The following is a 15412-nucleotide window of genomic DNA, read 5'->3' on the forward strand; positions in this document are numbered from 1 at the left end:
TTGCCCCCTCACCACAAATCATCGGTTACAGACTCGCCTGCGCCTGGCGGGCTTTTTCCATCAGCGCGGCCTTCTCCTGCGGGCTCATTGCATCCAGCCGCAAGCGCGCCTGGGCAATCTTCTCCAACTGCCCCGCGACACCTTCGCGCTCGCGCAGCACCTCTGCCAGCGCTGCAACGCTGGGGTGGTCAAACACCACACCGGGGTGGATCTCGCACTGCAGCAACTTGCGAATACCCGCCACCAGCTTGATCACCAACAGGGAATGCCCGCCGGCGGCAAAGAAGTCCTCGTCGATGCTCAGCCGCTCCAGGCCGATCAACTGCGCCATGCGCGTGGACAACAACGTTTCCAGCGCATCCCGTGGCGCCACATACGCCGCCCGCGAAACCACCGGCTGAGCCTGCTGCAACGCTTTGCGGTCAACCTTGCCGTTGGGCAGGCGCGGCATGCGTTCAAGGCTAAGGATCTGGCGGGGCACCATGGCCGCCGGCAGGCGTTGCGCCAGTTGGGCTTTCAACCCGGCCACGACCTCCTCGCCCGCCGAGGCCCGCACGACCACAAACGCTTGCGGCTCCTCCTGGACCAGCACGACCACCGCCTCACTCACTTCAGGCAATTGCAGCAGTTGCGCTTCGATCTCGCCCAGCTCAACCCGAAAACCCCGCACCTTGACCTGATGATCACGCCGGCCATACAGCTGCACGCCGCCTTCAACCCGGTAACGGGCCAGGTCGCCCGTGCGGTAAAGACGCTCGCCGCCCACCCACGGGCTAGGGATAAACGCTTCACTGTCGGCCTCGGCGTTCAGGTAGCCACGGCACAGCTGTTGGCCACCGATGAACAGCTCGCCGAGCTCGCCCGTCGCCAGCAACTGTGCGTCGGCACCCAGTACAAACACCTGATTGCCGGGCAACACTTGGGTCAACGGCACGCCATGGGCCACGTCTTCACCCGGCGCCAAGGGATGTACCATGACCCCCACGGTCGCTTCGGTCGGGCCGTAGTGGTTGAACACCCGGCAATCGGGCAGCACCTGACGAATGCGCTGCACCAGGCTTGCGCCGATGGCTTCACCGCCCAGCACCAGTGTGCCGGGCAACACGGCGCTCTCGGCTTCCAGCAACGCCGCCAGGTGCGAGGGCACGATCTTCAGGCAATCGATAGCGTGCTCACGCACAAAGCCGGCGAAGCCTTGAGGGTCTTGCAGGGTGGCATCGTCGGCGATATGCAAGGTAGCGCCGTTGTACAGCGCGCCAAACAAGGCAGTGTTGCCCAGGTCTGCCGCTACCGTGGAGCTGAACGCAAAATGGCGGCACGCGCCCAGGCCCAATTGCTGGCTGCTGCTCGCGGTGTAGTTGAGTAACGCACCCTGCTCGATCACCACGCCCTTGGGCTGCCCGGTGGAGCCGGAGGTGAACAGCACGTACGCAACGTCCGTCGCCTGCGGGGAAACCGGCGGTACCACTGGCCCGTCGAACGTCGACGCAGCCAGGTTGAGCACGTTGAACGAAGCCAGCGGGTCGCCCTGGCCCGGCGTGTGTGCGGTCAAAATCAAGCGCGCGTCGGCCTGCCGGGCGATTTGCGCCTGGCGCGCCGCCGGCCATTGCGGGTCCAACGGCACATAAGCCGCGCCCGCGCGCCAGGTGGCGAGAATAGCCACCACCAGCTCCACCGAGCGCGGCAATGCCAGGCCGACAACCGACCCCGCCCCCACGCCCTGGCGCAGCAACTCGGCACTCACGTGTGCGGCGCGGGCCTCCAGTGCGGCGTAGCTGAGCGACTCACCCGCAGCGACCAACGCCACGGCGTCCGGTGTCTGGCGGGCCCACGCGGCGATCCGTTGCGGCAACAGCGGCGCGTTCAACGCTTGCGCCGGGGGATTGAGTGCCAGTAGCCGGCTTTTTTCGTCGGCGTCCAGCAGGTTCAGGCGCGCGATGGTTTCATCCGGTTTGTCGGCAATGCTGTGCAGCAATTGCCGGTATTGGCCCAACAGGGTTTCGATGGCTTGCGGGGTGTAGTGTGCCGGGTTGAAGTCCAGTGATACGCCTTGAGGTTCGCCGGCCACAGTGACGTCCAGCTGCAGTGCCAATTCGAATTCCGGCGCGCGGGCCGGCAGGTCGCTGCCGGTCCATACCAAACCTGCTGCTGCCTGCGGCGCCGTCACCTGCCGGCGGCCAAAGCCGATGGCGGGTTTGGCCTGTTGGGGGAACGACAACGGTGCCAGGTATTCCTGCCAGGTGCAGTGCTGATCCAGCTGCGCGGCCAAAGTGTTTAACAGGTCACGGAATGGGCTGGCCGGGTCGATACGCAGTGCCAGGGGCAGGGTTTTTTCGAACAGGCCCAGGCTGTTGCTGAAGAACTCGTAATCCTGGCGGGCATCGTGGCGCCAGCCTGCGAGGAACGATTCCCGGCCACTGATGCGCGCCAGCAGTACCCACCAGGCGGCTTGCATCAGCACCTCCAGCGGTTGCCCCTGTGTGCGCAAGCGCGCCAGCAGGGACTGATCCAGCGGTACGCTCAAACGCTGCGCGGGCATAACCTCGGTGGACGCCAGGCGATAAGGCAAATCCGGCCCGGCAACCTGCGGTTCGGGGCCTTGCAAATACTGCTGCCAGTACGCCTTGGCGGTGTCGGCGTCTTCGTCGAAGATCACTTCGCCGCGCCATTCCAGGTACTGGGAAAACTGCCCCGGCTCGTCCTCGGCATAGGCTTGCCGCCCATACGCTGCCAGCAGGTCCTGCTGGATCAGGGCCAACGTACCGGCATCGGCCGCATAGCGCGCCACGCCCACCAGCAACTGCCAATGCTCCGTTTCCAGGCGCTGCAGCAACGCACCGATCAGTGGCAACGGCTGTTGCAGCCATTGCTGCTGGCGTGCACTCACTTGTTGCGGCGACGCCACGTCGAGCCATTGGGTCAAGCTCACGGCTTGCGCCTGCGCCACCCGCTGGCGCAGGCCGTGATAGCCGCTGACCGGCGCAAATTGCGCGGCCAGTGCTTCGTGGCGCAGCACCAGGCTGTCCAGCGCGTTCTGCAGGCGCAGCGGGTCCAGCTCGCCACGAATGTCCAGTTTCAGGCAGTGGGCCAGGTCACCCCAGCGTGCGCCCTGCTCGCGTGCATCCAGATGCTGTTGTTGCTCGGCCAGCAACGCCAGCCCTGCGTCCACGCTTCCCTGTTGTGCAGTACTCATGCTCCGGCCTCTTCCTTATCGGTCTCGCGGTGCGCCACGTGCAGCGCACTGCGTTCAATCATTTCGCCCATCGCCACGACAATCTTGCGCGGCCCTTCAAAGGGGTCGCGGGCGTGGGCAGCCAGCATGTTGTCCAGCAGGATTACGTCACCCTTGTGCCAGTCAAACCGCACGGCACAGGCTTCGTACAGCTCGCCCACCAGCGCCATGACCTCGTCTTCAATCGGTGAGCCGTCGCCGTAGTAAACGTGACGGGGCATGCGCTGCTCGCCGAACAGCGCCAGCAGGTCTTCGCGTACATCCGGGTCCAAACAGAAGATGTGATGCAGTTGAACCTGGTTGAAAAAGGTTTTTTCCCCGGTCACCGGGTGCCGGATGATCGCCGGGCACGGCGTGCGGATCTGCAGTTCATCGTTGTCCAGCCAGGTCCACGCGATGCCGGCCGCCAGGCAGCGCGCCTCGACGTCAGCCCGCACGTCAGTCTTGAAAAAGTGCTGCCAGGACACGTCAAGCTTGTCGGCAAAGGTGCGCACGTAAAGCAACCCCTTGTCTTCAAAACGCTGGCGAATCGCGGCCGGCAACTTGAGGTACATCTGCCGGCAGTCCACGACCGGCGTGGCGCCGCCCACCGGCGACGGCTGCTCGCAGAAGAACAGTTGCTTGCGCGGCCAGCGGTCCTGATGGGAGCTTTCGTTGTGGAACAGGATCATTTTCTTTTCGGGGTACGGCGTGGAACGGTAAGTGTTTTTGCCGCCTTCTTTTTTCGGCAAGTCACCGTATTGGCCATACAGGCCTGGCTGCACGGCCTCGGCGAAGGCTTCGAAGTCGTGGATGTCGCGCAGGGCAAACCCGCGGAACAGAATCCCCGCATGGCGCGCCAGCTTTTCTTCAACGAGCGCGCGGTTATCTTTGATCCAGGCCACCAGGTCCAGTCCCGGATCCATGGGCTCCATCAGCAGTGGAAAATCCTGCCCGGGTACCAGCAGCGATTCACGCATCAAGGCGCCGGCGGGCTTGTCGGTACGGCTTTGGTTTTTCTTCAGGAACTTGCCCAGCTTGTCGGCCTTGATGGCTGGCGGTACAGGCGCCGGGGTGGGTTCCAGGGTGTGGGTAGGCATGGTGATATCCCCTAATTGAATGTTCGGATCACACACAATCTGTTCAAGCATTCCCGTCCAGGCGTTGACGAATGACTCGATGCGTTGTTGTTCAAACAGGTCGCTGGCGTACTGCCAGGTACCGTGCAGGCCGCCTGCATCCTCGTCGAGGAACAGGGCCATATCGAATTTGGAATAACCACTGCGGCCTGGCAGCACCTCAACCTCGATCCCGTCCATTCGGCCGCTCTGCACCGGCAGGTTGTTCATCACGAACAGCACCTGTACCAGCGGGTTGAACCCACGTTGGCGCGGACGTGAGGCGGCTTCCACGATCATGTCGAACGGCAGGTCCTGATGGTCAAAGGCGTCCAGCGCGGTGCCTTGGGTGGTGGCGAGGAAAGCACTGAACGGCTGCTGCGCGGCGAAGATCGAACGCAGCGGCAAGATGTTGACGAAGAAGCCGATCAGCCCCTCCAGCTCGGGCTGTTGGCGCCCGGCAACGTCGGCGCCGATCAGCACGTCATCGCTGCCGCTGAGGCGGTGCAGCATGACCTGGAACGCGGCCAGCATCGTGCTGTACAGGGTGACGCCGGCACGCGCCGACAAGGCCTTGAGCCCTTCATGCAACGCAGACGGCAGCGTGAAACTCAGGTCCCGGCCCGCGTGGCTGGGCACTTGTGGCCGAGGCCGATCGGTGGGCAATTGCAACACGCCGCTGTGTCCGGCCAACGCCTGTTCCCAGTAACGCGCTTGCGCCGTCAGCACGCCAGCTTGTTGAAGCTGCTGCTGCCAGTGCGCGTAATCGGAATACTGGATCGGCAAGGCGGGCAGCGGCTCATTCACCCCCGCCGTCGCCCGGCCATAGAGACTCACCAGCTCGTTGACCAGCACCGCCATCGACCAGCCATCGGAGATGATGTGGTGCATCGAATACAGCAAGACGTGTTCGGTAGGCCCCAGCTTGAGCACGTGCCCGCGCAGCAACGGCGCCTGCAACAGGCTGATGGCTTGGCGGGTATTGGCTTCAACGGCGTCGGCGACGCGACGCTGCTGCTCGGCGGGGTCCAGAGACGACAGGTCCAACAGCGGCAAATCCACCTCGACGTGCGCGGCGATCACGGCGAGCGGATCACCCTCCTCATCCGTGATGTAGGCGGTGCGCAGGGTTTCGTGGCGGGCAACCACTTGCGCCAGGCTGCTGACCAGCCGTGGCACCGACAGCTCGCCGCGCAGGCGCACGGCCAGCGGCATGCCATAGGCGCCACTGGCCTGGGAAAGCTGCTCCACTACCCATAGGCGGCGCTGCACCAGCGACAGTGCCGCGCTGGTTTTTTTACCTTGGGCTACCAGTGGAATGTGGGTCGCCGAGCCACCCTGCGCGGTCCTGGCTGCCAATGCAGCCACAAAGTCCGCCAGACGGGGCGCACCGAACAGGTCACGCAAGGTCAGCTCGCAGGCCAGCACCGGCCTCAAGCGCGCGACCACTTGCGTCGCCAGCAACGAGTGCCCGCCCAGCTCGAAAAAGTGATCGTCCAGCCCGACCCGATCCAGCTCCAATACGGTTTGCCACACCTCGGCGACCTGGATTTCCAGAGCCGTTTGCGGCGCCACATAGTCGCTTTGCCGTGCACTGATATCCGGTTGTGGCAGGGCCTTACGGTCCAGCTTGCCGTTGTTGTTCAACGGCAGCGCTTCGAGCATTACCAGGTGAGCGGGCACCATATAAACCGGCAAGGATTCGCCCAACCTCGCTTTCAAAACGGACGCCTCCAGGGGATTCGCCTGTGGCACCACATACGCGACCAGTTGCGCGCCGGTCGGCCCCTGCTGCGCGATCACGGCCGCCTCGCGCACCTCGGGCATGGCTTGCAGGCACGCTTCGATTTCACCCATTTCGATCCGGAACCCGCGGATCTTCACTTGATGGTCAATACGCCCCACGTATTCCAGCGCCGCGTTTTCGTTGTACCGCGCCAGGTCGCCACTGCGGTAGAGCCGTGCCCCCGGCACGCCGGAAAACGGATCCGGCAGGAAGCGTTCAGCCGTCAGCGCCGGGCGGTCGAAATAGCCCTGGGCCAGACCGGCCGAGGCCCCAATGCACAGCTCACCGACGCCGCAGTTCGCCAAGCCTTCAAAACTGCTGTCCAGCACGTACAGCGCGCGCCCTTCGATGGCGCGCCCGATGGGTATGCCATAGGCATCATTGGCATCCGCCAGTTGGCAGTCATGCACGCTGGACACCACGGTGGCTTCGGTCGGGCCATAGGTGTTGAGCAAACGCACGCCGCCCAAACCGGCCGCGTGCCAGGCGCGCACGCCTTCCACGGCCATGGCTTCGCCACCGACATGCACCTGGCGCAGCCGGCCCAGCGTGCGGCCATGGGCGGCACACTCCTTGGCCAGCAGGTACCAATAGGCCGCAGGCAGGTCGGCCAGGGTCACGCCTTGCTCGACGATTTCACGGGCCAGCAGCCCGGCGTCCCACACCTCGTCACCGCGCATGATCAGTGCCGCGCCGACGCACAGCGGTGGGTAGCACTGCTCGACAAACCCGTCGAAGCTGAACGTCGCAAATTGCAGCACGCGGTCGGTGGGTGTCAGCGCACTGTAGTGCGCCGCCGTGTCACAGAACTGGTCGAGCGCGCCGTGGTCGATGGCCACGCCTTTGGGTTGGCCGGTGGAACCGGAGGTATAGATCACATAGGCCAGGTCGGCGGGGGTTGCGTGATTCGGCGGATTGGTCGCCGGGTAGCCCGCCAGTTCTTCGCCGTGTGCGCTGAAGTCCACACGGTTCAGGCCTGGGGGCAATGGCAGGCCCGCGAGCAACCCGGTTTCGCTGAGCAGCAGGCTCAGGCGGCTGTCCGTCAGCATGTAACCGAGGCGCTCGGCCGGGTAGGCAGGGTCCAGCGGCACATAGGCAGCACCGCTTTTGAGCACGGCCAGCAGGCTGACGATCAACTGCGACCCACGCCGCGAAGCCAGGCCCACGCGCTGCCCCGCGCCCACGCCCAGTGCCAGCAGGCGGTGCGCCAGGCGGTTGGCGCGTTGATTGAGCTGCCGATAAGTCAGGCGCTCATCGCCCGCCTGCACCGCCAGCGCATCGGGCGTAGCGTCGGCCTGGGCGGCGATGCGTTCGTGCACGCGCACTTGCCGCTCGGCTGCGCGAGGGGATTGGCTGATCGCAAGCAAGCTGGCTTGCGCGCTTTCGTCGAGCAAGCGCAGGTTGCCAAGCGGCACACGGGCGTCCGCCACCAGTTGCGCCAGTAGGTGTTGCAGGTTGGCGCTCAATTGGGCGACCTGTTGCGCGCTGAAGCGGGCGCGGTCGTAGCTGAACTCCAGGCGCAGGCTGGCACCCAACTCGATGCCCAGGGTCAGCGGGTAGTGGGTGCGCTCGTGGTTGTGCAGCCTGCCGAAGGTCAGCCCGGCGGGGGCGCCCTGTTTCAATGCCTCGGCGACCGGGAAGTTTTCGAACACCAGCAAGGTGTCGAACAGCGCTGTACCTTGCTGGCCGGCCCAGCCCTGGATGTCGTAAAGCGGCGTGTGTTCATGGTCGCGCAGGCGCAGGTTCAGGGCTTGCAGCTCACCGAGCCATTCGGCGGCCGGCCGGGCCGGCGAGGCCGCGCTGATGATCGGCAAGGTGTTGATAAACAGCCCCAGTTGCTGCTCGATTCCCGGCAGCGGCGCCGAACGCCCGGCGACGGTGGCGCCGAACGCCACGCAAGCCTGGCCGGTGTAGCGTTGCAGCAAGAGGGCCCAGGCGCCTTGCAGCACGGTGTTTAGGGTGACTTTATGGTGGCGGGCGCAATCACCGAGGGCACGGGTGAACGCGCTGTCCAGCGTCACGTGATGGTCGGCCATGCCAGTACCGCCCACCGGTGCGCGCAGCGCTTCTGCCAACAAGGTAGGCGCTTGCAACGGTGCCAGCTCGGCTTTCCAGAACGCTTCGCCAGAGGTTTGCTGTTGCAGCCACCCCAGATAATCGCGGAACTGCCCCAAGGGCGCAGGCAACGTTTGGCCTGCGTAGTGGGAGATCACTTCGCCGAGCAGTTGGGCATTGCTCCAGCCGTCCATCAAGATGTGATGGCTGGTAAAGATCAGGTGCCAGGCCGCCCCGGCGCCGCGTACCAGCATCAAGCGAAACAGCGGTGCGCTACTCAGCTCAAACCCGCGCTCACGCTCGGCATCGGCCAGGGCGTCGAAATCGGCATTCGGGTCTTCAATCACCTGCAGTTGCAGGTCCACCTGACGGTGGATGACCTGATGAGCGCTGTCCAGGCCCTGCCAGTGGAAGCTGCTGCGCAGGATGTCATGGCGGTCCAGCGCGGCCTGCCAGGCACGCCCGAAGGCCAGCAGGTCGAGGCCTTCGATGTCCAGGCGCAACTGGTTGATGTAAGCCTGGGCTTCAGGTTCGTACAGGGTGTGGAAGAGCATGCCCTGCTGCATGGGCGACAGCGGGTAAAGGTCGGCGATGGCCGGGCCGGCCACCGGCAAACGGTCCAATTGCTGTTGGCTCAGGCGTGCCAGCGGGAAGTCCGACGGCGTAACCTGCCCGGCGGGCGTGTCGCAGCAATGGCGGATCAACGCCTTGAGTTCAACCGTGTATTCATCCGCCAGGCGCTGGAGTGTCGACGCCTGGAACATCTCGCGGCTGAAGCCCCACTGCAACGCCAGCTCGCCGCCATACACCTGCCCTTCCACCGTCAGCCAGTTGGCCAAAGGCGCTTCGGCGTCCTGAGCCTGGCCGCTGCCTTGAGTGGCGGGGACAAACAGTGCCGATTCATTGAACTGGCGATCAAACTGGCCGAGGTAGTTGAAGGTGATGCGCGGCGCAGCCAGGCCTTCAAGGGTTTCACGCACCTCAGGTGCAGCCAGGTAGCGCAACAGGCCATAGCCCAGGCCCTTGTCGGGTATGGCACGCAGCTGTTCCTTGACCGACTTGATCGCGCTCGACAATTCGCCGTCCGCCTGCAGGCGTACCGGGAACAAGCTGGTGAACCAGCCGACGGTGCGCGTCAGGTCGACGTCGTGGAACAGGTCTTCACGGCCATGGCCTTCCAGCTGGATCAGCGCCGCAGCTTGCCCGCTCCAGCGGCTGATCACACGCGCCAGGGCGGTCAGCAGCAGGTCGTTGACCTGCGTGCGGTACGCTGCCGGCGCGTCTTGCAGCAACTGGCGGGTATAGGCCGCGTCGAGGCGGGTTTCAATTTTGCAGCCCAAGCGGTTTTGCAGCCCGCCTTCAGGGTTGTCGCACGGCAGCTCGGCGTCGGCGGTTTGCGCCTGCCAGTAAGGCAGTTGCTCGCTGAGCGTCAGCGCGCGGGCTTGCAACTGCCCGGCCCAGTGCTGATAGGCGCTGGTCTTGGCCGGCAGCGGCACCTGGCGGCAAGCCTGTTGCAAGTCTTCCAGCAGGATGCGCCACGACACACCGTCAACCACCAGGTGGTGCACCACCAGCAGCAAGCGTTGGGTGCCGTCAGCCATGGCGACCAGAACCGCGCGCAACAACGGGCCGTGCGCCAGGTCGAGGCTGCGCTGGGCTTCGTCACACAGCGCGGCCAACGCGCTGTCGTCTGCGGCAACGGACTGCCACAACACAGGCCCGGTGACCGGCGCGCCATGGGTTTGCTGCCACTCGCCCGCCCGCTGCACAAAGCGCAGGCGCAGGGCGTCGTGATGGTTGATCACTTGCATCAGCGCGGCTTCCAGCCGGGCCGGTTCGAGGTGCTCGCGCGGGGTCAGCAACAAGGACTGGTTCCAGTGATGACGCGCCGGGATCGCCTGGGCAAAAAAGCTGTGCTGTACCGGCGTCAGGATCACTTCGCCGCTGACCGGGCCTTGGTCAATGACACGGGCCTGCTCAAACGCGGCGACCAGCGCCAGGCTGCGGATGCTCTGGTACTGGAACAGGTCGCGCGGGCTGAGGCGAATGCCCGCCTGACGCGCACGGCTGACCACCTGGATGGAGATGATCGAGTCGCCACCCAGCTCAAAAAAGTTGTCTTCAAGGCCAACCTGTTCGACGCCAAGCACATCGACCCAAATCGCCGCCAGGGCTTTTTGCAGGTCGTTTTGCGGCGCGACAAATGCCTGTTGCGGTGCCGCATCCGGCAGTGGCAGGGCTTTGCGGTCCAGCTTGCCATTGGCGGTGACCGGGAGCCTGTCCAGGGTGATCAGGTGCGTCGGCACCATGTATTCCGGCAGGCTCTGGAGCAGCCACGCCTTGAGATCGGCGGGCGCCTGGCTTTCAAGGACCAGGTAGGCAACCAACTGCTTGCCGCCCTGTACCAGCACCACCGCTTCACGCACGCTCGGGTGCTGCATCAGCCGCGTCTCGATTTCCCCCAACTCGATGCGCAAACCGCGCAACTTGACCTGATGGTCGAGGCGCCCCAGGTATTCGATCACGCCGTCGGCACGCTGGCACACGCGGTCGCCAGTGCGGTACAGGCGCTCGCCCGCAATGAACGGGCTCGGCACAAAGCGCTCGGCAGTCAGTGCCGCACGGCGGTGGTAACTGCGGGCCAGGCCTGTGCCGCCCAGGTAGAGTTCGCCGGACACACCGGCCGGTACTGGGTTAAGTTGGGCGTCCAGCACGTAAGTGGCGAGGTTGGCAATCGGACGGCCGATGGGCACGCTGTCGGCGCCTTCGTCGACGCAGGTCCAGTGGGTCACGTCGATTGCAGCTTCGGTCGGCCCGTAGAGATTGTACAAACCGGCGTTTGGCAACTTGGCAAACACTTGCAACTGGGCGTCCAGTGGCAGGGCTTCGCCGCTGCACACGATGCGCTTGAGGCCCGCACAGGCGTGTACGCCCGGCTCGTGAATGAACGCCTGAAGCATCGACGGCACGAAGTGCAAGGTGGTGATGCCGTGGCGGCCAATGGTTTCGATGAGGCGGGCCGGCTCGCGGTGTTCGCCCGGGGCGGCCACCACAAGGCGTGCGCCGGTCATCAATGGCCAGAAAAATTCCCATACCGACACGTCGAAGCTGAACGGGGTCTTCTGCAATACCGCATCGCTCGGCGCCAGGGCGTAAGCCTGCTGCATCCAGCACAACCGGTTGACCAGCGCGCGATGGCTGTTGCCGGCGCCTTTGGGTTTGCCGGTGGAGCCGGAGGTGTAGATCACGTAAGCGAGGTTGAGTGCGTGCACAGCAACCGCTGGCGCTTCAGTGCCGTAGCCTTCAAGCCAATCGTGCGAAGCGTCCAGAGCAATCACCTGGATACCCTCGCCGGGCAAGGAGGCCTGCAGGCTTTGTTGGGTCAGCAGCAACTGAATGCCGCTGTCTTCGATCATGTAGGCGAGGCGGTCCTGGGGGTACTCCGGGTCCAAGGGGACGTAGGCCCCGCCGGCCTTGAGAATGGCCAAAAGAGCGACCACCATTTCGATCGAGCGCTCGACACAGACACCCACCAACACGTCCGGGCCAACCCCCTTTTCGCGCAAGGCGTTGGCCAACCGATTGGCGCGGATATCGAGCTGGGCATAGGTCAACGTGGTTGAGCCGAACACCAGCGCCGGCGCATCCGGCGTACGTCGAACCTGCTGCTCGATCAGTTGATGGAGCGCGCAGTGCGTCGGGTACGCTTGCGCCGTCCGGTTCCAGTCACGCACCAGCACGCGCTGTTCATCGGCATCCAGCATCGGCAATTCGCCAACGCGCCGCTCACCGTCAGCCACCATGGCGTGCAACAGGCTGATCCAGTGCCGCGCCATGCGCTCGATAGACGGCGCGTCAAACAGGTCGTTCGCGTAGGTCAGTGCAGCGTGCAGGGTGCCGGACTTCTCGTAGGTGTCCAGGGTCAGGTCGAATTGTGTGGTGCGGCCCTGCCATTCCACCAGGGCCAGCTCCAGGCCGGATGCGGTGCTGACCGCAGCAATGTCTGCCACCACCGGCTGATGGTTGTACATCACCTGGAACAGCGGCGTATGGCTGAGGCTGCGCTCGATTTTCAAGGCTTCCACCAGGCGCTCGAACGGCAATTCCTGATGAGCCTGGGCACCGAGCGCGTGCTCCTTGATACCTTGCAGCAACTCGGTGACGCGGGTCTGCCCGGTGAGTTCAGTGCGCAAGACCTGGGTGTTGACGAAGAAGCCGATCAGCCCCTCGACTTCACCGCGATTACGGTTGGCAATGGGCACGCCGATGCGGATATCGCCCTGCCCCGTGTAGCGATGCAACAGCACGTTGAACGCACCGAGCAGCAGCATGAACAACGTGACATTGTGTTTTTGCGCACAACTGCGTAGTTGCGCAGCCAGGTCCGGGTCGATGGCAAAATTGTGTCGCGTGCCCTGATAGCTCGGCATGGCCGGGCGCGGGCGGTCGGTGGGCAGTTCCAGCACCGGATGCTCGTCGCCCAGGCGGGCTTGCCAATAGTCCAGCTGGCGCGCCTGTTCCCCCGCTTCCAGCCAGCGGCGCTGCCACAAGGCGTAGTCGCTGTACTGGATCGGCAGCGCCGGCAGTTGCGGCGTGTCATTGCGCTCATGGGCATCGTAAAAACGGATGAACTCGTCGATCAGCACATTCATCGACCAGCCATCGGAGACGATGTGATGCAGCGTCAGCAGCAACACGTGCTCATGATGATCGAGCTTGAGCAATTGCACGCGCAGCAACGGCCCGTGTTCCAGGTCGAAGGGCAGCAGCGATTGGCGGGTGGCGGCCGCGCTGACGGCCTGTTCACGCTCGGCAGGCACCAAGGTGCTCAAATCCAGCGTCTCGATTGCCAGTGACGGTTCGACAGCGACCTGCACCAGGCGGTCGTCGGCCTGACGCTGGAACACGGTGCGCAAGGTTTCATGGCGCAGCACCAGGCTGGCGAACGCCTGCTCCATCGCGCCGAGGTTCAACGCACCCTTGAGCCGTACCGCTCCTGGCAAGTTATAGGCGCCGCTGGCCGGGTCCAGTTGCCAGAGAAACCACATGCGTTGCTGCGCGTAAGACAGTGCCTGGCGATCCTCGACCTCCACCCCTGCCGGAATCGGAAACCGGGAAAAATCCACACCTTCTTTCTGCAAGGCTTGCAGGAACAATTGGCGTTTTTCCAGAGGCAGCCCGATAAACCGGCGAGCAAGTTTCAAGGAGTCTTCAGCATTCATGTGTTGGAGTCCGGAGCAATAGGCAAGTAGCACAAAGGCACGTCGTCCCTATAAAACGAACCGGGGAAGGAAAAATTAGCGGGGGATGGGAGGAGAAAAGCTGGGTGTCATCAAGGGTTACATCAATCTCAGGCAAGGCATGCATGCACGCGCTAGCATTGACGCACACCACTTTTTGCAACTACATTTAGTTACAGGCAAGGAACGCCGTGTCCAAAAATGAAAAGCTGCTGGCCAAACTGCTCAATGAGCACATGGCATTTACCTGGCCTGAACTCGTAACGCTGTTGCGTCGGCTGGGCTACACACAAATTGAAGGGGCAGGAAGCCGCGTCAAATTCGACATCGGTGACCCCAGTGCAATGATCACCTTGCACAAGCCTCACCCCGGCAACGAACTGAGGCACTACATTCGGCGCCAGATCATCGAACAATTGAAATCAGGAGAACTGATTCAGTGAACAACCAACTGAAACACAACGGCTACATCGGCTCTATCGAAGCCAGCCTCGAAGACAACTGCCTGTTCGGCAAGGTTCTGTTCATCAAGGCGCTGGTCAGCTATGAAGGTAAAACCGTCGCCGAACTGGACGCCGCCTTTCGTGAAGCCGTGGACGATTACCTCGCGACGTGCCACAGCTTGGGGCAAACACCGGAAAAGCCCTGCAAAGGCTCGTTCAACGTACGGGTGGGCCATGACCTGCACTTGGCTGCGGCCCTGGCGGCGACCCGCAAGAAAGTCACGCTCAATGATCTGACGCGTCAGGCGCTGAATGAGTTTTTGCAGCACCACGGCGCCGATCCCCATCCGGCGATCGGCTGACTAACCCAGCCGTCGATAGCCCAGCAGTGCCGCCCCCAACACCACCGCGCCCGCCGTCAGCGCCACCCGGAACCCGCTGGTGGCGCCGAAGTGGTCGATCATCCAACCGGAACTGGCCGCGCCAATGGCCACGCCAATGCTCAGGCCGGTGATCAGCCAGGTCATGCCCTCGGTCAGGCGGCTGGGTGGCACGATTTGCTCCACCAGGGCCATGGACACAATCAACGTGGGGGCGAAGAACAACCCGGAGACAAAAACCGCCACGGCCAGCCCGGGGATATGGGCCACCAGCAGTAACGGCAAGGTGGTCAGTGCCGTCGCCACACCACAGAACAGAAACTGCCGGGGCAGTGGCGCCTTGAGCTTGAGCGTGCCGAAGGCCAACCCCGCCAGGCACGAACCAATGGCGTACACCGAGAGCACGATACTCGCCGCCGCCGGTTGGCCCTGATGCTGGGCGAAGGCAACACTGACCACGTCCACCACCCCCACAATCACGCCCATTGCCAGCAGCAGGATCATCAGGATCAGCACCGAAGGCGAGGCGATCAGCCAGCGGCCATGATGATCATGGTGCTCATGCACCGGCGGTTCGGTCTCGCGCTGCAGCACAAAGGTGGTCACGCCCACCGCCAGCAGCAGTGCCGCCACCAGAGGCCCTGCCTCTGGAAACAACACCACGCTCAGGCCTACGGAAATCGGCGGGCCGATGATGAAACACACCTCATCGAGCACTGACTCCAGGGCAAATGCGGTTTGCAGTTTGGGTTGCCCGCGATACAGCTCGGACCAGCGCGCCCGTACCATGGCCGACATGTTCGGCATGCACCCGGCGAGCGCCGCAAACACAAACAACAGCCAGCTCGGGGCCTGCAAGCGCGTGCACAGCAGCAACATCAACAACGCCCCGCCGCCGGTCAGCGCAGCAATCGGCAGCACCCTGCCCTGGCTGTAACGGTCGACCAGCCGTGAAACCTGCGGCGCGCAAAATGCGGTGGCCAGGGCAAACACCGCCGCCACCGCACCCGCCAGCCCATAGCCGCCATGCACTTGCGAGAGCATGGTGATCAAGCCGATCCCGGTCATGGACACCGGCATGCGTGCAAGCATGCCCGCCAGCACAAAAGCGCGTGCGCCACGGACCTGGAACAACTCGGCGTAGGGGTTTGCCATCCTGCTCTACCTCTTCCTCAAGCG

The 15412-nt window shown here is 64.0% G+C and carries 5 protein-coding genes; 2 read left to right on the forward strand and 3 right to left on the reverse strand.

Annotation, left to right across the window (positions count from 1 at the left end; all coding sequences use genetic code 11):
* Positions 1-25 precede the first annotated feature (25 nt).
* Positions 26-3193: an amino acid adenylation domain-containing protein gene (locus AB4P94_RS24220; RefSeq protein WP_395607830.1), complete on the reverse strand. Its 3168-nt coding sequence runs from the start codon at positions 3191-3193 to the stop codon at positions 26-28.
* Positions 3190-13392 carry an amino acid adenylation domain-containing protein gene (locus tag AB4P94_RS24225; RefSeq protein WP_395607831.1) on the reverse strand — a complete coding sequence of 3401 codons (10203 nt, stop codon included), beginning with the start codon at positions 13390-13392 and terminating at the stop codon, positions 3190-3192. Before AB4P94_RS24225 ends, AB4P94_RS24220 begins: the two co-directional genes overlap by 4 nt.
* A gap of 209 nt (positions 13393-13601) precedes the next feature.
* On the opposite strand from AB4P94_RS24225, the gene AB4P94_RS24230 reads away from it, so the two are divergent.
* Both AB4P94_RS24230 and AB4P94_RS24235 read left to right on the forward strand, forming a co-directional pair.
* Positions 13602-13853 (forward strand): type II toxin-antitoxin system HicA family toxin, encoded by a 252-nt coding sequence (locus AB4P94_RS24230; protein WP_395607832.1) that lies wholly within the window; start codon positions 13602-13604, stop codon positions 13851-13853.
* On the forward strand, positions 13850-14215 hold the full coding sequence (locus tag AB4P94_RS24235) for a type II toxin-antitoxin system HicB family antitoxin (RefSeq protein ID WP_395607833.1): 366 nt from the start codon (positions 13850-13852) through the stop codon (positions 14213-14215). Before AB4P94_RS24230 ends, AB4P94_RS24235 begins: the two co-directional genes overlap by 4 nt.
* Here the strand turns inward: AB4P94_RS24235 and AB4P94_RS24240 are convergent, their stop codons facing one another.
* The gene (locus tag AB4P94_RS24240; RefSeq protein WP_395607834.1) at positions 14216-15388 is read right to left on the reverse strand and encodes an MFS transporter; all 1173 of its coding nucleotides are present in this window, start codon (positions 15386-15388) and stop codon (positions 14216-14218) included.
* Positions 15389-15412: the final 24 nt, after the last annotated feature.

It is taken from the genome of Pseudomonas sp. B22129 (assembly GCF_044218875.1).
In the GTDB taxonomy this organism is placed as follows: Bacteria; Pseudomonadota; Gammaproteobacteria; order Pseudomonadales; family Pseudomonadaceae; genus Aquipseudomonas.